Source organism: Alteraquisediminimonas sediminicola, from assembly GCF_019740335.1.
GTDB classification, from domain to species: domain Bacteria; phylum Pseudomonadota; class Alphaproteobacteria; order Sphingomonadales; family Sphingomonadaceae; genus Alteraquisediminimonas; species Alteraquisediminimonas sediminicola.
In genome coordinates this window covers 136,412-154,250 of record NZ_JAHXZS010000007.1, presented here as the reverse complement: position 1 = coordinate 154,250, position 17,839 = coordinate 136,412, and the positions used below count along the sequence as shown (strand labels likewise).

Sequence of the window (17,839 nt, the reverse complement as noted above, 5' to 3'; positions counted from 1 at the left end):
GAAGGACGCTAAACGCATGGCGTGGACGGAAGAACGTATCGCTCTGCTCAAGAAGATGTGGGAAGAGGGCAGGACTGCCAGCCAGATCGCGGAAGAACTTGGTGGCGTCAGCCGCAATGCCGTGATCGGGAAGGCGCATCGCCTCGACCTGCAATCCCGTCCCAGCCCTGTGCGCGGTGGCGGGACGGATGATGGCAAGGGTGGCACGACGCGCAAGGCCCCTGCGCCGCGCGCCAAGCCTGCGCCACGTGCCGAAGCGGCGCCAAAGCCTGTAGCACCCACCCCGGCGCCGTCGCCTGCGTCTCCGCCGCCATTTGCGACCAGCTCGGGTGCCGATGTGGCATCTACCCCCGCGCCGCGCGCCAGCGCTGCACCGGCTTCGCCGCCTGCGCCGCGTCAATTGCCGGCATCGGCGGCGTCGGAACCGGGCGTGCAGATGCGCTCCATCGGGCCGGGCGGTTTCTTGCGTCAGGGGCCGGGTGATCAGCAGGCACCGATTCCTCCCGCACCGCCGCGTCGTTTGGTTCCTGCCAAACCGAGCGCCGAAATTGCGGGCAAGACATCATTGCTCGATTTGAACGACAAGATATGTAAATGGCCGATCGGTCATCCGGGTGAACCGGATTTCCATTTCTGTGGCGACAAGATCAATCCGGGCTTTCCGTATTGCGTCCAGCATTGCGGCCTTGCCTATCAGGCGCAAATGCCCCGCCGCGACCGTCGTCCGCCGCCGCCGCTGCCTTATGGCGCACCGCGCGTGAGGTGATCGGTTGAGTTGAAGTTGATATAAAAACACCCCCGCTTGGCGATCCCAAGTGGGGGTGTTTTTTTGAGGGCTCGGTAATCGCCGCCGCAAGCGCGAATGCGCGCGCCCGGTTCTTGAGGGATTTACTATACCGTAAAACTCTCGCCACAGCCGCAACTGCCCTTGGCATTCGGGTTGTTGAACACGAAACCGGCGGTGAAATCATCTTCGACCCAATTCATCGTCGAACCGATCAGATACAGAATCGACCCGCCATCGACATAAAGCGTGCCGCCCGGCGTTTCGATCTTCTCGTCGAACGCCTTGGCCTCGGTCACATAATCGACCGAATAAGCGAGGCCGGAACAGCCGCGTTTCGGGGTGGAGAGCTTGACGCCAATCGCCCCGTCCGGCGCATTGGCCATCAATGCGGCAATCCGCGCTTCTGCAGAAGGCGTGAGATTGAGCGCAGCGGGGCGGGCGCGGGTAGTGGTGGTCATCGACAAAATTCCCTAAGGTCTTGCAACTCGTTCTCAATAAAATAGGCGCAACAGGGCAAAATACAAGTGCGGTCGCGTGTTCCATTTCTCGTGAAATCACTCTAGAGGCGTGATCCATGTCCACAGCTCTCGATCATATCCGCAATTTTTCGATCATCGCCCATATCGACCATGGCAAGTCGACGCTGGCCGATCGGCTCATCCAATATACCGGCGGCCTGACCGAACGCGAGATGTCGGCGCAGGTGCTCGATAATATGGATATCGAGAAAGAGCGCGGCATTACGATCAAGGCGCAGACCGTGCGCCTCGATTATAAGGCCAAGGACGGCGATACCTATACGCTGAACCTGATGGACACGCCGGGCCATGTCGACTTTGCCTATGAGGTGAGTCGTTCGCTCGCGGCGTGCGAGGGCGCGTTGCTGGTCGTGGACGCGGCGCAGGGCGTGGAAGCGCAGACCCTCGCCAATGTGTATCAGTCGATCGAGCATGACCATGAAATCGTGCCGGTGATCAACAAGATCGATCTGCCCGCTGCCGAACCTGAAAAGGTGCGCGCGGAGATCGAGGAAGTGATCGGCCTTGATGCGTCGGATGCGGTGCTGGCCTCGGCCAAATCGGGCATCGGGATCGAGGACATTCTCGAAGCCATCGTCAAGCGCATCCCGCACCCCAAGGGCGACCGCAGCGCGCCGTTAAAGGCGATGCTGGTCGATAGCTGGTACGATCCCTATCTCGGCGTGGTCATTCTCGTGCGGGTGATCGATGGCGTCCTTAAAAAGGGCCAGCAGGTTAAATTCATGCAGGCGGGCACGCTCCATCTGATTGATCGGGTCGGCTGCATGCGCCCGAAGATCGAGCAATTGGACGAGCTGGCGGCGGGTGAGGTCGGCTTCATCACCGCGCAGATCAAGGAAGTGGCGCAAACTCGCGTCGGTGACACGATTACCGATGCCAAACGGCCTGCTTTGGAAGCCTTGCCGGGCTTTAAAGTGGTGCAGCCGGTGGTATTCTGCGGCCTGTTCCCGGTCGATGCCAATGATTTTGAAAAGCTGCGCGAAAGCATTTCCAAGCTGCGGTTGAACGATGCGTCGTTCAGCTTTGAAATGGAAACCTCGGCGGCGCTAGGTTTTGGTTTCCGTTGCGGATTCCTGGGGCTGTTGCACCTCGAAATCATTCAGGAACGCCTGACCCGCGAATATGATCTCGACCTCATCACGACCGCGCCGTCGGTCGTGTATCACGTCAATTTGAGCCATAATAATGGCGTGCTGGAACTGCACAATCCGGCGGATATGCCAGATGCGAACCGGATTGATTTCATCGAGGAGCCGTGGATCGAGGCCGTGATCTATTGCCCGGATGAATATCTCGGCAGCATTTTGAAGCTGTGTCAGGATCGTCGCGGGATTCAGAAGAATCTGACCTATGTCGGCGGGCGCGCGCAGATTACCTATGATCTGCCGTTGAACGAAGTGGTGTTCGATTTCTATGATCGGTTGAAGTCGATCTCACGCGGCTATGCGAGCTTTGATTATCATCAGACCGGCTATCGCGAAGGCGATCTGGTGAAGATGAACATTCTGGTGAACAATGAACCGGTCGATGCGCTGTCGATGATCGTCCACCGCGTCGCGGCGGAAGCGCGTGGCCGTCATATGTGCGAACGGCTGAAGGATTTGATCCCGCGCCATTTGTTCAAGATCCCGATTCAGGCGGCGATTGGCGGCAAGGTCATCGCCCGCGAAACCATCGCCGCGATGCGCAAGGATGTGACCGCGAAATGCTATGGCGGCGACGCCAGCCGCAAGCGCAAGCTGCTCGACAAGCAGAAAGAGGGCAAGAAGCGGATGCGCGAATATGGTTCGGTCAGCATCCCGCAAGAAGCCTTCATCGCCGCACTACGGATGGGCGACGAAGGGTAATTTGGGCGTTCTGCGCCGGCTGACCTGCACCCTTCGCTATTCTCGTCACCTCTCGTCATTCCCGCGCAGGCGGGAATCCAGAAGCAGAATGGATCGACGGGTGCGCATCTCCTGCGACCTTAGCGTCTCTGGATTCCCGCCTGCGCGGGAATGACGGAGATCTAGGGTGGGGGGCGCAAATTTCAAAAAGCTAGGCTAGCTATCTCCCACCAACGGCGCGTAGCGCCGCAAGCGCGAACGCGCGCCCGAGCTTATTGCGAGGAAAAGCCTAAGGCGATGGACGTCACCGCCCGGTGCCTTAGGCTACATCCAAATCAATGCCGGAAATGACGCATCCCGGTGAAGACCATGGCGAGGCCAGCTGCATCGGCGGCGGCGATGACTTCGTCGTCGCGGATCGAACCGCCCGGCTGGATGACGGCGGTGGCGCCGGCTTCCGCAGCCGAGAGCAAACCATCCGAGAACGGGAAGAACGCATCGGACGCAACGGCGGAACCGATGGTGCGGGGCTGTGCCCAATTATGGGTTTCGGCGGCTTCCTTGGCCTTGATCGCGGCGATGCGCGCGCTGTCGCGGCGGTTCATCTGGCCTGCGCCGATGCCTGCGGTCACGCCATCCTTGGCATAGACAATCGCGTTCGACTTGGTGTGCTTGGCGATGGTCCAGGCGAACAGGCAGTCGGTGAGTTCCTGTTCGGTCGGCGCGCGCTTGGTCACGACCTTCAATTCTTCGCGGGTGATGCGGCCATTGTCGCGGCTCTGGACGAGATAGCCGCCCGCGATGCTCTTGACCGTCAGGCCCGCACGGTGCGGATCGGGCAATGCACCGGTCAGCAACAGGCGGAGGTTCTTCTTCTTGGCGAAGATCGCCTTGGCTTCTTCGCTCGCATCCGGGGCGGCGACGACTTCGGTGAATATCCCGGCCATCGCTTCGGCGGTGGCGGCGTCGAGCGGACGGTTGACCGCGATGATCCCGCCAAAGGCCGAGACCGAATCACAGGCGAGCGCAGCCTGATAGGCTTCCAACAGCGTTTCCCCGGTGGCGACGCCACAAGGATTGGCATGCTTGACGATCACGACCGTCGGCGGACCATCGCGGAATTCGCTGACGAGTTCGAGCGCGGCATCGGTGTCGTTGTAATTATTGTAGCTGAGTTCCTTGCCCTGCAATTGCCGGGCCTGCGGAATGCCGCGCACCTTTTCAGCCGCCGGAATATAGAGCGCGGCGGATTGGTGCGGGTTTTCGCCATAACGCAATTCGCCTTGGCTCACCCCGGCAATCGCCAGCGTGCCGGGCAGTGTCTGGCCGAGATCGGTCAGCGCGAACCATTGGCTGATCATGCTGTCATATGCGGCGGTGGCGGCATAGGCCTTGGCGGCGCAGCGGCGGCGGAAATCGAAATCGGTCGCGCCCGCATGGGCATCCATCGCGGTGATCAGTTCGGCATAATCCGCCGGATCGGTGAGGATGACCACGCTTTCATGATTTTTCGCGGCGGAACGGACCATCGACGGCCCGCCAATGTCGATATTTTCGATGATCTCATCGCGATCCGCGCCCTTGGCGACGGTCGCGGCGAAGGGGTAGAGATTGACGACGACCAGATCGATCGCGCCGATATCATGCGCGTCCATCGCCGCGACATGTTCCGGATTGTTGCGCACCGCGAGCAGGCCGCCATGGACCTTGGGGTGCAGCGTCTTCACCCGGCCATCCATCATTTCCGGAAAGCCGGTGAGATCGGAAATGTCCATGACCTTAAGGCCCGATTCGCGCAGCGCCTTGGCGGTGCCGCCGGTCGAGACGAGTTCTACGCCGTGGCGGGCCAAGGCCACACCCAATTCAGCCAAACCAGTCTTGTCCGAGACGCTCAACAGCGCCCGCTTGATCGCAACCTGTGTCATGAAACTTCGTCTTTCTCTGCTATTCAAATCAATATTAGCCGGCGCGACGGAACAGCCAGCTCACGCTCGCGCCACCCGCCGGGGCATTGCCGGTAATCACAAGCTGCCGCGTCTGGCGCGGTCGGCCCTCGGCGTCAACCGCGATGCTGTCATCGACGCTCATTGTCCCGCCACGGCAGCGGAATTGCCACAAAGGCCCGTCATGCACGCGGAGTAATGCGCCCATGCCATCGGCGGTGGTGGTGACTTCGACCCCAGTGGCGAGGTGGAAGCGGATCGCGAATTCCGCGCCATGCGGGCGGCGCTTGCCGGTCGGGATGAGGACATCTTCGCCACGCAATTCCTTGCCGTCCGAGGACAAGGAGAGAAAGCGGCGATGGACAAAGCCATAGCGCCTTGCATAGCCGTCATGGCCGCCTTCCAACCGGCTGCCCTGTTCGAGTTCTTGGCGCTGCAATTCGACCTCGGCCACGCCGCGCCCGACCGAGCCATCATGATGGAGCGCGGTGGAGTTGCTGTCGCCGACGATCAGGGTGGAATGGGCGGCGGTGGTGCGCAGGCCATCGGCAAGGCCGGCGGACATCAGCCCGCAGCCGCCGGGGCCGCCGCAATTGATGATCAGCCGGTTCGGCCCGTCTGACATTTCCAGCGCGAGGGTCGAGGCATAGCCCGCCATGCGATATCGGACCATCGGCGGCGGCGCGCCATCGACGATCACGACCGTGCCGCCAGCGGCCATGCGTTGATAGCCCCATTCGCGCGACTGGCGCTGGGCGCGGGCGATGATGCCGGAGGCGCGGACGGCGGCCTGCACCCGTGCGGCGGCGACCGGGCCATTGCCCTGCCAGCAGGACAGGCTGCCATCGCCAAGCGTAACGCCCATCAAGGCGGGCACCGCTTTGCCGAGTGCGTCCAATAGCCATTCCGGCGGCACCTGACGACGGGCATCATAGACGCCGCGCACCATCGCGAGCAGTTCGACCATTTCGAGCTGTTCCAGCGGGGAGCGCGTAATGATGCCGCCATCCGGGCTGAAACCGGTGGCAATCGCGCGGGCAAGGCCGATTTCGCCACGCCGGAGCATCTGATCATTATTATGGATCAACAGGCCAGCCGCGACGACGCCCGCCCATGCGATGATCCGCGCCGGTCCTTGCGCGACCTTGTCTGCCGTGCGTTCGAGATGGCGCGCACCGCGTGCCAGCGCATTTAGCACCGACGAGCGATAGACATGATGGGTGGAGGAGAGAATCAGCGGGGCATAGGTCGCCATGAACAGCACGCGCCAGCCCCAGATATCGCCGCGCCATGCGGCATCGGTGACATCGGTGCCATGGCGTTCAAGCCAGCGCCCCATCATCGCCTCGGCAATCGGGGCGGTGATGACGCGGGAACCGCCCGCCGCCAGATCGCGCAAAAAGGCAAAGCTTTGCAGATAATGCTGGAAGGCGGGGGAGACCGGCGCTTGGTCAAAGTTGAAGCTCGCCATGTCGAGCGCTTCGCCCCGGAAACGGATCGTCCCGGCGATCATGTCCGCGCCGACCTGCGCATCGCCGGACAACGGATCGTCCGGCACAGTCAATAATTTCAGCGGATGGCGGCCGCGCAGGCGCAGCTTGTGCAATGGGGTGCGCCAGCTCAGGCGATTGAGATGGCCTAGAAAGCGATCCGACAAGGACTGGCCCTTGTCTTCAAGGCGAATCATCCGGCGGCCCGGTTCGATCGTGTCGTCTACCAGGTCAGTCGGTTGCAACTTCGCCTTGCGCGCCAAATTTATCCTCCCCGCAATGCGGCGATGTTGGCGGCATATTGCGCCTCGCCACCCCGGAAGGTCGCGGTGCCAGCGACCAGCGCATCGGCCCCGGCGGAGATAGCGAGTCGCGCCGTCTCGACATCGATGCCGCCATCGACCTCAAGATCAATCGGCTTGCCCAATTTATCGATCGACTTGCGGATCGCCTCGATCTTGCGAAGTTGGGACGAGATGAATTTTTGCCCGCCAAAGCCGGGGTTCACGCTCATCACCAAGACGAGGTCGACTTCTTCCAAGATGTAATCAAGCATCTTAGCCGGGGTACCGGGGTTGAGCGAGACGCCCGCTTTCTTGCCCAATTGGCGAATGCGCTGAAGCGTGCGGTGGATATGCGGCCCGGCTTCCGGATGCACGGTGATGATATCGGCGCCCGCCTCGGCAAAGGCCTCCAGATAGGAATCGACCGGCGAGATCATCAGATGGACATCGAGCAGCTTGTCAGTGTGCGGGCGCAGCGCCTTTACCACTGCCGGGCCAATGGTGATGTTCGGCACGAAATGGCCATCCATCACATCGACATGGATCCAGTCGGCCCCGGCACGGTCCACGGCGCGGACCTCCTCGCCCAGACGGGCGAAATCTGCGGAAAGGATCGACGGCGAAATTCGGACAGGTTGTTGCATAGGTACGAGGCCTTAACCTTATGGCTTACAGGGGGCAAGAGGGATCGAAACCATCTGCATTGCACATTATGCTGCACTGCGATATGCATCTTAAGTGTCTGCACATGCCCATGGGATCGCGATTGGGTGTGGCTTGCTGCGTATTATCACTTCAAATTGGCGGCCCACTGTGCAAAGGGGGCGCGCTAAACTTTTGCCTGCCGCCATTGGGGCGGTGCTGGCTAGGGGGATTTTGATGGCCGTTCCTAATGCCCAGGGTCTTTACGACCCTAATAATGAACATGATGCGTGTGGTGTCGGATTCGTCGCGAACATCAAAGGCGCCAAAAGTCATGAGATTATTGGGCGTGGGCTCGAAATTCTGCTGAATCTCGACCATCGCGGGGCGGTGGGCGCAGATCCGTTGCTGGGCGATGGCGCCGGGATTCTGATCCAGTTGCCGGATGCGATTTTCCGCGATTGGGCCGAAAAGAACGGCCATGAATTGCCGCCCGTGGGCGATTATGCGGTCGCCATGTGCTTCCTGCCGCGCGATGCCGAATCGCGTGATCAGGCGGTCGACCGGCTTGAACATTTCATCCAGATCGAAGGCCAGCGCCTGATCGGCTGGCGTGACGTGCCGATCACGCTTGATGGGCTGGGCGAAACGGTGAAGGCCGAAATGCCGACGATGCGTCAGGCGATTGTCGCGCGCGGCGCGGCCACCCGCGATCAGGACGCGTTCGAACGCAAATTGCTGTCGATCCGCAAGCAGATCCAAAACCCGCTCAAGGAAATCGCTGAAAAGCGCAATCTGCCGGGTCTGGCTGAATTTTATGTGCCGAGCTTCTCGTCGCGCACCATCGTTTACAAGGGCCTGTTGCTCGCGGGGCAGGTTGGCAGCTTTTACGACGATCTGCGTAACCCGGCGGCGGTGTCGGCGCTCGCGCTCGTCCACCAGCGCTTTTCGACCAACACCTTCCCGTCATGGCGGCTGGCGCACCCGTATCGCTACATCGCGCATAATGGCGAAATCAACACGGTACGCGGCAACGTCAACTGGATGAACGCGCGTCGCCGCACACTCGAATCGGACCTGCTTGGCCCGGATCTCGATAAGATGTGGCCGCTGATTCCGCATGGCCAGTCGGATACCGCCTGCCTCGATAACGCGCTCGAACTGTTGGTGATGGGCGGTTACAGCCTTGCCCATGCCGTCATGATGCTGATCCCGGAAGCCTGGGCCGGTCATGCGAAGATGGAGCCGAAGCGTCGCGCTTTCTATGAATATCATGCCGCGTTGATGGAGCCATGGGATGGCCCTGCTGCCGTCGCGTTCACCGATGGCCGCCAAATTGGCGCGACCCTCGACCGCAACGGCCTGCGTCCGGCGCGTTTCTGCGTGACCAAGGATGATCTGGTCATCATGGCCTCCGAATCGGGTGTGCTGCCGGTGCGTGATGAGGATATCGTCCGCAAATGGCGTCTCCAGCCGGGCAAGATGCTGCTCATCGATATGGAGCAGGGCCGGATCATCGAAGATGCGGAAATCAAGGCCTCGCTGTCGGAAGCTTTGCCGTATGAGCAATGGCTGAAGGACACCCAGTATAAGCTGGAAGACCTGCCAAGCGCGCTTGAAGTCGGCGCACCGGCTGCTGTGTCGAATGACGCGCAGGCGATGCTCGATCAGCAGCAGGCCTTTGGCTATACGCAGGAAGATCTGTCGCGCTTCCTCGAACCAATGGCGCGCAATGGCGACGATCCCTTGGGTTCGATGGGCACCGATACCCCGATTGCCGTGCTGTCGGATCGTTCGCGTCTGCTCTATGATTATTTCAAGCAGAATTTCGCGCAGGTGACCAACCCGCCGATCGATCCGATTCGCGAAGAATTGGTCATGTCCTTGGTGTCGATGATCGGGCCGCGCCCGAATCTGCTGGGGCGTCAGGCCGGTTCGCACAAGCGGCTGGAAGTGTCGCAGCCGATCCTGACCAATGCGGCTTTGGCGAAGATTCGCAACATCAACGAATTGTTGGACGGCGCGTTCCGCACGACAACCATCGACATCACTTGGGCCGAAGAAGAAGGCCTGAAGGCTGCCATCGACCGCATTTGCGCCGAGGCGACCGATGCCGTGCTGGCCGACCGGAACATTCTGATCCTGTCCGACCGTGCGGTTGCGGCGGATCGCTTGCCGATCCCGGCGGCGTTGGCCACGGCGGCGGTGCATCATCACCTGATCCGTCAGGGCCTGCGGATGCAGACCGGTCTGGTCGTCGAAACCGGCGAAGCCCGCGAAGTGCATCACTTCTGCGTGCTGGCGGGCTATGGCGCGGAAGCGATCAACCCGTGGATGGCGTTTGAAACGCTGGAAGACATTCGCGTCCGTCAGCAACTGCCGCTCAGCACCTATGATGTGCAGAAAAACTACATCAAGGCGGTCGGCAAGGGCATGTTGAAGGTCATGTCCAAAATGGGCATCTCGACCTATCAATCCTATTGCGGCGCACAGATTTTCGACGCGATCGGCCTCAATACGCCGTTCGTGGAGAAATATTTCACCGGCACGGCCAGCACCATCGAAGGTATCGGTTTGGCGGAAGTGGCGGAAGAAACCCGTCGCCGTCATGCTGCCGCTTATGGCGCCAGCCCGGTGCTGTCGAACGCGCTTGATGTCGGCGGCAATTATGCCTTCCGTCTGCGCGGCGAAGAACATGCATGGACGCCGCACAGCGTGTCCAAGCTGCAGCACGCCGTGCGTGGCAACAACCCGAAGGAATATGAAGAGTTCGCACGTTCGATCAACGAACAGAGCGAGCGACTGCTGACCATTCGCGGGCTGATGTCGTTCAAATTCGCGGACAAGCCGCTCGATATCTCGGAAGTCGAACCGGCGAGCGACATCGTCAAGCGTTTCGCCACCGGCGCGATGAGCTATGGCTCGATCAGCTGGGAAGCGCACACCACGCTTGCGGTGGCGATGAACCGCATCGGCGGCAAGTCGAACACCGGCGAAGGCGGCGAAGACCCGGCACGGTTCACGCCGCTCGCCAATGGCGATTCGATGCGTTCGGCGATCAAGCAGGTGGCCTCGGGCCGTTTCGGGGTGACCGCAGAATATCTGGTCAATGCCGATGACGTGCAGATCAAGATGGCACAGGGTGCGAAGCCCGGCGAAGGCGGGCAGTTGCCGGGCGACAAGGTCGACAAGATCATCGGCAAGACCCGTCACTCGACCCCGGGCGTGGGCCTGATCTCGCCGCCGCCGCACCATGACATTTATTCGATCGAAGATCTGGCGCAGCTGATCCACGATCTGAAAAACGTCAACACCGGCGCGCGCATCTCGGTCAAATTGGTGTCGGAAGTCGGCGTCGGTACGGTGGCTGCGGGCGTGTCCAAGGCGCGGGCCGATCATGTCACCATTTCGGGCTATGAAGGCGGCACCGGGGCATCCCCGCTGACCTCGCTGACCCATGCCGGTTCGCCATGGGAAATCGGTCTTGCCGAAACCCAGCAGACGCTGCTGCTCAACAATCTGCGTTCGCGGATTGCGGTGCAGGTCGATGGCGGCCTGCGGACTGGTCGCGATGTCGCCATCGGCGCATTGTTGGGCGCGGACGAGTTCGGCTTTGCCACCGCCCCGTTGATTGCGGCGGGCTGCATCATGATGCGCAAATGCCATCTCAACACCTGCCCGGTCGGCGTGGCGACGCAGGACCCTGTTCTGCGCAAGCGCTTCACCGGCCAGCCGGAACATGTCATCAACTATTTCTTCTTCGTGGCCGAAGAATTGCGGGCGATCATGGCCCAGCTCGGCTTCCGTACGATTGATGAAATGGTGGGCCGGGTTGACCGTCTCGACATGAACGAAGCGCTCAATCACTGGAAGGCGAAGGGCGTCGATCTCAGCCGTCTGTTGTATCAGGCACCGGTGGTCGAGGGTTCGTCCTTGCGCCAGACTGGCACGCAGGATCATGGCCTTGAACATGCGCTCGACAACAGCCTCATCGCGCAGGCTGCCCCGGCGCTGGAAAATCGCCAGCCGGTGCGGATCGCGTCCGCCATTCGCAACGTCAACCGCACCGTCGGCGCGATGCTGTCGGGCGAAGTGGCGAAGCGTTATGGCCATGCGGGTCTGGATGACAACACCATCGTCATCAACTTCTCGGGTGTCGCAGGCCAGAGCTTTGGCGCATTCCTTGCCCATGGCGTTACGGTCGAACTGACCGGCGATGGCAATGACTATGTCGGCAAGGGCCTGTCGGGTGGCCGGATTATCGTCCGTCCGCCGGCTGACAGCGTGCGCGTGCCGTCGCAGAACATCATCGTCGGCAACACCGTGCTTTATGGCGCGATTGCGGGTGAAGCTTATTTCGAAGGCGTCGCTGGCGAACGCTTCGCGGTCCGTAACTCGGGCGCGATTGCGGTGGTCGAAGGCACCGGCGATCACGGTTGCGAATATATGACTGGCGGCGTTGTCGCGGTGTTGGGCCTCACAGGCCGTAACTTCGCGGCGGGCATGTCGGGCGGCGTTGCCTATGTCTATGACGAGGACGGCCTGTTCCGCGATCGTTGCAACATGGCGATGGTCGATGTGGACCCGGTATCGGCCACGGAAACCGATGCCGTACCGGCCAATTCAGCCCTGCCGCAGCAGCGCCCTGTCAATGTGAACGATTTCGGCATGGGGGATATGCTGCGTCATGACGCGGCCCGTCTCAAGATCTTGCTGGAGCGTCACCATCTCCACTCGGGCAGCCGTAAGGCCCGTGCGCTGTTGGATGATTGGGACAATAGCCTCGCGAAGTTCGTGAAGGTGATGCCGAAGGATTATCGTCGTGCGTTGCGCGACTTGCAGGCCGAGGCGCAGGGCAGCAATGCCGCGTCGGCCGCGTAAAGATTGAGGAGACAATAGATGGGCAAGCCCACCGGGTTTCTCGAAGTAGCGCGTCATGACCGTGGTTATGCCAAGCCAGAGGAACGGCTGACAAACTACAATGAATTCGTCGTGCCTTTGGGCACTGACGAAATTCGCGCGCAGGCATCGCGTTGCATGGATTGCGGGATTCCGTTCTGCCACAATGGCTGTCCGGTCAATAACCTGATCCCGGACTGGAATGACCTGGTCTATCATGACGATTGGCGCGAAGCGCTCAATCGTCTGCATTCGACCAATAACTTCCCGGAATTCACGGGCCGCATCTGCCCCGCGCCTTGCGAAGCCAGCTGCACCCTGAACATTCAGGACACGCCGGTCACGATCAAATCGATCGAATGCCAGATCGTGGACAAGGGATGGGCCGAAGGCTGGATCGTGCCTTTGCCGCCCAAGGCGAAGACCGGCAAATCCGTGGCCGTGATCGGTTCCGGTCCGGCGGGCCTTGCATGCGCGCAACAATTGGTGCGTGCAGGCCACAGCGTCACGGTGTTTGAAAAGAACGACCGCGTTGGCGGTTTGCTCCGTTATGGCATTCCCGACTTCAAGCTGGAAAAGCACATCATCACCCGCCGCGCCCATCAGATGGAAGCGGAAGGCGTTGAATTCCGCACCAGCACCGAAGTCGGCGTGCATGTGTCGATGGATACGCTGATCGAGAATTACGATGCCGTGGTCATGGCCGGTGGTGCGGAAAATCCGCGCCCGCTGGCGATCCCGGGTGCGGAATTCCCGGAAATCCGTCAGGCGATGGAATTCCTGACCCAGCAGAACAAGCGGGTCGCAGGCGATGACGAAGTCCGCGCCGCGCCGACCGGCACCTTGTCCGCCAAGGGCAAGCATGTCGTCGTTATCGGCGGTGGCGATACCGGGTCTGACTGCGTTGGCACGTCCAACCGTCAGGGCGCGGCATCTGTCACGCAGCTCGAAATCATGCCGAAGCCGCCGGAACTGGAAGACAAGGCACTCAACTGGCCGGATTGGCCGCTGAAGCTGCGCACCTCGACCTCGCATCTGGAAGGCTGCGAGCGCGATTGGGGCGTGTTGACCAAGCGTGCGGTCGGCACCGGCGGTCGCCTCGAAAAGCTCGAATGCGTCCGCGTGCGGTTTGAAAATGGCAAGATGGAAGAAGTGCCGGGCAGCGAATTCGACTTGAAGGCCGATCTCGTGTTGCTGGCGATGGGCTTTGTCGGTCCGCGCCATGGCGGCATGATCGAACAATCCGGCGTCGAACTGGACGGACGCGGCAATGTCGCGGCCAATGTCGTCGCCTATCGCACCTCCAAGGACAAGATCTTTGCATGTGGCGATATGCGTCGTGGCCAGTCATTGGTCGTCTGGGCGATCCGCGAAGGTCGCCAATGCGCCCGCTCGGTGGATGAAGCCCTGATGGGGACGACCGAACTGCCGCGGTAAGGCTGCCATTGATTTCCCTTTCTTCGTCATGCTGAACTTGGTTCAGGATGACGAAGTGGGGGGAGGCATCACTGTCCTTGGAAATTGCCACCAACGGCGCGAAGCGCCGCAAGCGCGAACGCGCGCCCGAGCTTATTGCGAGGAAAGCCAAGGCAGCGGATGCTGCCGCCCGGCGTTTGAGGGACTAAACAATCAACGCGCTTTTCGCCCGTTCGGTCAGCCGTTCCAGCGCGGCCTGATGAATGCCGGGGGCGCTGGCCAGCACGCCAAAGGCGGCGGCATCCGGGCTGTTGAACCGCAAGGGTTCCCCCAAGGCATCGGTCACGGTCGCGCCCGCTTCGCTGGCGATGAGGGCGGCGGCGGCCAGATCCCATTCATGCCCCCAGCGAATAGAGGCGACGAGATCGGCATGGTTGGTCGCGACCATCGCGATCCGGAGTGCGATGCTGTTCGGCTTGGTCACGGCGACAAGGTCATCGTCAATGTGCGGCAGATCGTCGGCAGGCACGCGCGATCCCGGAAATTCGGTGCGTTGGCTCGCCTGCGTCGGCACGCCGTTTAATTGGGTGCCTTTGCCCGCTTCGGCCCGGTACACAAGGCCCAGCGCCGGGGCATCCAGCACCGCGAGCCACGGGCGGCGCTGGCGGACCAGCCCGACCGAGATCGACCAGCCGCGCCGCCCGCGCACGAAATCGCGGGTGCCGTCGATCGGGTCGATGATCCATACCAAATCGCGGTCGAGCCGATCGACATCATCGACGCTTTCTTCCGACAGCCAGCCCGCCTCCGGCACCAACGCCGTCAACCGGTGGCGCAGCATGTCATTCACCGCAAGGTCGACATCGGACAGCGGCTGGCCCGGTTCCTTTTCCCAATGCTTGAACCCGCGTTCGCTCGCCCGGACGGCAAGTCGTCCGGCCTCCGCCACAATATCGGCGATGGCGGTGAGCAATGGGTCAGGCACCCGCCACCATCATGCCGTCGATCCGCAGCGTCGGCGCATCAATCCCCCGCCGGATGACAAGGTCATTGGCCGGGATCATCGCCTTGAACATATCGCGCAAATTACCGGCGATGGTCAGTTCTGCGACCGCCGGGCCGATCTGGCCATCGCGGATGAGGAAGCCCGATGCGCCCCGGCTGTAATCGCCGGTCACGCCATTCACGCCATGGCCGATCAGTTCGGTGACATAGATGCCCTGTTTGATGTCGGCCATCAATTCTGTCGGAGTCGCGCTGCCTGCCGCCATATAGACATTGGTTGCGCCCGCACCCGGCGGGCCGCCGATGCCGCGCGTGGCATGGCCGGTCGGCGCGAGGCCGAGTTGCAGGGCGGAGGCGCTGTCCATCAGCCAGCCGGTGAGCCGCCCATTATCGATCAATTTGGAGGCGATGGTGGGCAGGCCCTCGCCATCGAATGGGCGCGACCTTAAGCCGCGAATTCGATGCGGATCATCAATGATGCTGACCTGACTGTCGAAGATCATCTCGTGCAATTGATCGAGCAGGAAGCTGGTGCGCCGCGCAATCGCGCCGCCGGTGATTGAACCGAGCAAATGGCCGATCATCGATGCGCCGACGCGCGGATCGATGATGATCGGCATCTGGCCGCTGTCCGGCTTGACCGGGTTCAGCCGCGCCACCGCCCGTTCGCCTGCGCGGGTGCCGATGGCGGCGGGATCTTCGAGATCGGCATAATAACGCGCGCTATGCCATGCATAATCGCGCTGCATTTGCGGGCCTTCGCCTGCGATCACGCTCGCGGAGCAGCCAAAGCTCGACCCGCGATAGCCGCGCACAAAGCCATGGCTGGTGGCGAGCGCCATCACCGATTGGCCGGTGCTGGCGCCTGCGCCTTCGCTATTGGTGATGCCCGCCACCGCGCGGGCGGCATCTTCGGCGGCTTCGGCCCGTTCGCGCAATGCGGCGGGGCCGATGTCGGTCGGGTCGAACAGGTCGAGATCGGGCAGGTCGCCAGTCGCCAGCCGATCTGCGGGTGCCAGTGTCGCGAATTGATCCTCAGTGGCCTCGCGCGCCATGTCGATGGCCCGGCTGGCCAGATCCCGTAGGCTATCGGTGGCCATGTCGGAGGCGGTCACGCTCGCGGTGCGCTTGCCGATAAAGACGCGCAGGCCGATTTCCTCGCCTTCGGACCGGCCAACATCTTCCAATTTGCCGAGCCGCATCTGCACCTCGGTCGATGCACCGCCGACATAAATGGCATCGGCGGCATCCGCGCCGCCTGTGCGGGCGAGGGCGATCAGATCGGAAAGGCGGGTACAGGCATCGTCTAATTTCAGCATGATCGAGACTTAGGACGTTCATGCCTCAACGTCAAAAATGTCGGGTAAAAAAGACGCGGCCTTATACGATCACCGGCGCCTTGTGCTTGATGAACGGCGGGCGCGGGATGGCGGCTTGCGCCTCACGCAGCTTTTCCCCCCATTGCCGGGACAGGTCGTTGAAATAGGCGTTGGACTGGTCGATGCGGAAATATTCCGGTTCGCATGCGGGGTCGGCGCGCACGGTGACCATGTCGATCGGCAGGCCCACCGCCAGATTGGAACGCATCGTCGAATCGAACGAAATCAGGCCAAGCTTCACCGCCTCGTTCAACGGGGTGTTCACATCGAGCGCACGGTCGAGGATCGGCTTGCCATATTTATACTCCCCGATCTGGAGATAGGGCGTATCCGCATGGCATTCGATGGCATTGCCGGCATCGTAGATCAGGAACAGGCGCAATGGTTCCGACCCGACCCGACCGCCCAACAACATGGTCGCGCCAAAGGATACGCCCTCGGCCTCCATCCCATGTTCGGTTTCATGCCGGGTGGTACGCAGCACATTGCCGACCAGTTGCACGGCTTTGAAAATACTGGGGACGGTCCATAAGGTGTCGATTTCGCCGGTTTCGGGATTGGGGACGCCTTCGGCCAGCTTGGATAAAGTGGCCTGTGTGACCGACAGATTGCCCGCAGTCGCAATCGCGATGAAGCAATCGTCCCCGCCATCGTAAATGTGGAGCTTGCGATAGCAGGAGATATTGTCGATGCCCGCATTGGTTCGGGTGTCGGCCATCATCACCAACCCCGCATCAATCAGCATTCCCACGCAATACGTCATTGATTCGCGCTGTCCTGTCCCATTTGGCCCTGTCCCATTTTACCAAGGCCCGGCCCACGGACCCGAAGATCGACCGACAGCGTTTCGAAGCCGCCGCCATATCTCGCCCCTGATACCGGCGCAGCATCACGATAATCAAGCCCACAGGCAACGCGCAGATAATGTTCGTCGGCGCTGACGCAATTGGCGGGGTCGAACGAGACCCAGCCAAGGCCCGCAATATAGGCCTCTGCCCAGGCATGGGCCGCCTCTTGCCATTCCGCGCCATCCTGCCGCAACAAATGGCCAGACACATAACGCGCCGGGATTTTGAGAATGCGGCACGCGCTGATGAAGATATGGGCGAGGTCCTGACACACGCCGCGCCGGTCGGCAAAGGCGGCGGCCGCATCCGTCAATGTCGATGTCGCGCGGGTGTCGAAACTGATTTCCCGCCACAAGGCCGTCATCAATGCATGACAGCGGTCGAGCGGATTTTGCTGCGGATCGCCCGCCACCTCATATGCGAAACGGGTGATCGCCTCATCCGCCTGTGTCAGCAGGGTGGGCTGGAGAAATACCAGTTCCGGCAAAGGTTCGGTGGCGTCGATAATTCCGGCGCTGCCCGGCCATGTATCGACCAAGCCGGTGACTTCGATGCTCAGGTCCGACACCGAATGATCGATCGCCATGATGTGACAGGCATTGCCGAACGCATCGACATAAGGCGTGATGCGGGCGTCGCAATCGACGTTGATGTGCCATGACACCACGGTTTGATGGGCATTGGTTTGCGGGGTGACGCGCAACAACTGGATCACCGAACGCATCGGCAATGTGTAGTGATAGCGGGTCAAATGATCGATCTGGATTCGCATGTTATCGGC

12 protein-coding genes are annotated in these 17,839 nt (G+C 61.4%); 4 read left to right on the top strand and 8 right to left on the bottom strand.

Translation table 11 applies throughout. The features are described 5' to 3' along the window. Window positions 1-16 precede the first annotated feature (16 nt). A complete protein-coding gene (locus K6117_RS13220) occupies window positions 17-766 on the top strand; it encodes a GcrA family cell cycle regulator (protein ID WP_221796071.1) in 750 nt (249 codons plus the stop codon). A gap of 125 nt (window positions 767-891) precedes the next feature. Here K6117_RS13220 and K6117_RS13215 read toward each other — a convergent pair whose 3' ends face one another. Beyond that, a complete protein-coding gene (locus K6117_RS13215; protein WP_221796068.1) occupies window positions 892-1,245 on the bottom strand; it encodes a HesB/IscA family protein in 354 nt (117 codons plus the stop codon). 116 nt (window positions 1,246-1,361) lie between these two features. Between K6117_RS13215 and lepA the strand changes: the two genes are divergently transcribed. Then, complete coding sequence (gene lepA / locus K6117_RS13210; protein WP_221796064.1) at window positions 1,362-3,173, top strand: translation elongation factor 4; 1,812 nt, start codon at window positions 1,362-1,364, stop codon at window positions 3,171-3,173. A gap of 314 nt (window positions 3,174-3,487) precedes the next feature. Here lepA and purH read toward each other — a convergent pair whose 3' ends face one another. From purH to rpe, 3 genes are read right to left on the bottom strand one after another with little or no spacing between them, the layout of a single operon-like run. Next, window positions 3,488-5,077, bottom strand: a complete 1,590-nt coding sequence (gene purH, locus K6117_RS13205; protein ID WP_221796062.1) for a bifunctional phosphoribosylaminoimidazolecarboxamide formyltransferase/IMP cyclohydrolase — start codon at window positions 5,075-5,077, stop codon at window positions 3,488-3,490. 34 nt (window positions 5,078-5,111) lie between these two features. Then, window positions 5,112-6,830: a heparinase II/III family protein gene (locus K6117_RS13200; protein ID WP_343211796.1), complete on the bottom strand. Its 1,719-nt coding sequence runs from the start codon at window positions 6,828-6,830 to the stop codon at window positions 5,112-5,114. Between the two features lie 20 nt (window positions 6,831-6,850). Next, window positions 6,851-7,513 carry a ribulose-phosphate 3-epimerase gene (gene rpe, locus K6117_RS13195; protein ID WP_221796059.1) on the bottom strand — a complete coding sequence of 221 codons (663 nt, stop codon included), beginning with the start codon at window positions 7,511-7,513 and terminating at the stop codon, window positions 6,851-6,853. Between the two features lie 235 nt (window positions 7,514-7,748). On the opposite strand from rpe, the gene gltB reads away from it, so the two are divergent. After that, window positions 7,749-12,392 carry a glutamate synthase large subunit gene (gene gltB, locus K6117_RS13190; RefSeq protein WP_221796056.1) on the top strand — a complete coding sequence of 1,548 codons (4,644 nt, stop codon included), beginning with the start codon at window positions 7,749-7,751 and terminating at the stop codon, window positions 12,390-12,392. Between the two features lie 18 nt (window positions 12,393-12,410). After that, entirely contained in the window at window positions 12,411-13,847 is a 1,437-nt protein-coding gene (locus K6117_RS13185; RefSeq protein ID WP_221796053.1) for a glutamate synthase subunit beta, read from the top strand. Window positions 13,848-14,031: 184 nt separating this feature from the next. On the opposite strand, the gene K6117_RS13180 is transcribed toward K6117_RS13185, so the two are convergent. The 4 genes from K6117_RS13180 to K6117_RS13165 form a co-directional block, all read right to left on the bottom strand. After that, window positions 14,032-14,811, bottom strand: coding sequence for an inositol monophosphatase family protein (locus tag K6117_RS13180; RefSeq protein WP_221796050.1), 780 nt, complete (start codon window positions 14,809-14,811; stop codon window positions 14,032-14,034). After that, a complete protein-coding gene (locus K6117_RS13175) occupies window positions 14,804-16,150 on the bottom strand; it encodes a TldD/PmbA family protein (protein ID WP_221796048.1) in 1,347 nt (448 codons plus the stop codon). Before K6117_RS13175 ends, K6117_RS13180 begins: the two co-directional genes overlap by 8 nt. A gap of 61 nt (window positions 16,151-16,211) precedes the next feature. Continuing rightward, on the bottom strand, window positions 16,212-16,955 hold the full coding sequence (locus tag K6117_RS13170; protein ID WP_246605091.1) for a proteasome-type protease: 744 nt from the start codon (window positions 16,953-16,955) through the stop codon (window positions 16,212-16,214). A 14-nt stretch (window positions 16,956-16,969) separates the two neighbouring features. After that, a complete protein-coding gene (locus K6117_RS13165) occupies window positions 16,970-17,830 on the bottom strand; it encodes a transglutaminase family protein (RefSeq protein WP_221796041.1) in 861 nt (286 codons plus the stop codon). Window positions 17,831-17,839 lie beyond the last annotated feature (9 nt).

Bases quoted from the DNA above. Each gene is read 5' to 3' on its own strand.
- K6117_RS13170 (WP_246605091.1), bottom strand. From the start codon at position 16,955: ATGCTGATTGATGCGGGGTTGGTGATGATGGCCGACACCCGAACCAAT.
- rpe (WP_221796059.1), bottom strand. From the start codon at position 7,513: ATGCAACAACCTGTCCGAATTTCGCCGTCGATCCTTTCCGCAGATTTC.
- K6117_RS13220 (WP_221796071.1), top strand. From the start codon at position 17: ATGGCGTGGACGGAAGAACGTATCGCTCTGCTCAAGAAGATGTGGGAA.
- K6117_RS13215 (WP_221796068.1), bottom strand. From the start codon at position 1,245: ATGACCACCACTACCCGCGCCCGCCCCGCTGCGCTCAATCTCACGCCT.
- K6117_RS13185 (WP_221796053.1), top strand. From the start codon at position 12,411: ATGGGCAAGCCCACCGGGTTTCTCGAAGTAGCGCGTCATGACCGTGGT.
- K6117_RS13175 (WP_221796048.1), bottom strand. From the start codon at position 16,150: ATGCTGAAATTAGACGATGCCTGTACCCGCCTTTCCGATCTGATCGCC.
- purH (WP_221796062.1), bottom strand. From the start codon at position 5,077: ATGACACAGGTTGCGATCAAGCGGGCGCTGTTGAGCGTCTCGGACAAG.
- gltB (WP_221796056.1), top strand. From the start codon at position 7,749: ATGGCCGTTCCTAATGCCCAGGGTCTTTACGACCCTAATAATGAACAT.
- lepA (WP_221796064.1), top strand. From the start codon at position 1,362: ATGTCCACAGCTCTCGATCATATCCGCAATTTTTCGATCATCGCCCAT.
- K6117_RS13165 (WP_221796041.1), bottom strand. From the start codon at position 17,830: ATGCGAATCCAGATCGATCATTTGACCCGCTATCACTACACATTGCCG.